The organism is Vibrio sp. 1402, assembly GCF_033340275.1.
Genome location: NZ_JAWOWE010000270.1, coordinates 1 through 710, shown reverse-complemented (window position 1 = coordinate 710; position 710 = coordinate 1). Strand labels below are relative to the sequence as shown.

At 48.6% G+C, this 710-nt stretch carries 1 protein-coding gene; it reads right to left on the bottom strand.

The annotated features are described in order from the left end of the window. Positions 1-710, bottom strand: a 710-nt coding sequence (locus R7044_RS25505) for a DUF3971 domain-containing protein (RefSeq protein ID WP_263857048.1), incomplete at both ends; no start/stop codon positions are given.

Here is a 710-nt window from a genome sequence, read left to right as displayed (position 1 = left end):
TACATGGCGTCGTTTTCAAACAATAGATCAAGCTGCAAGTCGGTAATGGTTGGCCATGCAGTATCAAAACTGAATTTCGCGTCTTTTAAGCCAACCCATGCCTGGAACATGCCGTTGTGCTCTTTGTAAGGAAAATCTCCTAACTCGCCATACCACAGCAATTTGGCCGTGTTTACTTTACCGCCTTGAATGGCGGTCGATAAGTAATCCGTCAGATCTTGGCCTAATGCCAAGGTTGGCAAGTAACGCCAAGTTTCACCAGCGTTGTAGAGATCCGCCTCAGCATAAAACGATAGGAATGGGCTTTGCTCTTTAGGGAAATCGAGTCGAAATGCGCCCAACACTTGAAGGTCCGGAGTCGCAGCCGTGACTTTATCCGACCACAAACGCCAACCTGTCTCATCTTGCTGCCAGATAATGTCGACTTCGCCTTGCTTGATGTTCAATGGGGCTTGGAATACATCCCCGTACGGGAAAACATCATCAATGACCATGACTTTCGCTTTCGCTTGCTTCAAGTCACCCGCCACACTGCCTTGCACATGTTGAAAGCCCGGCAACAGTTCCCACTGAGTCATAGCTAACTCATCGAGGTCCGCCGAATAACGCAACGTATCTAAGCCACCATTCATGGCTAAACGAATGTCTTCAACACGACCTTTCGGCGCTAACTTATTGAGTAAGTCACTGGTTGATTCCGATTCCGGCGC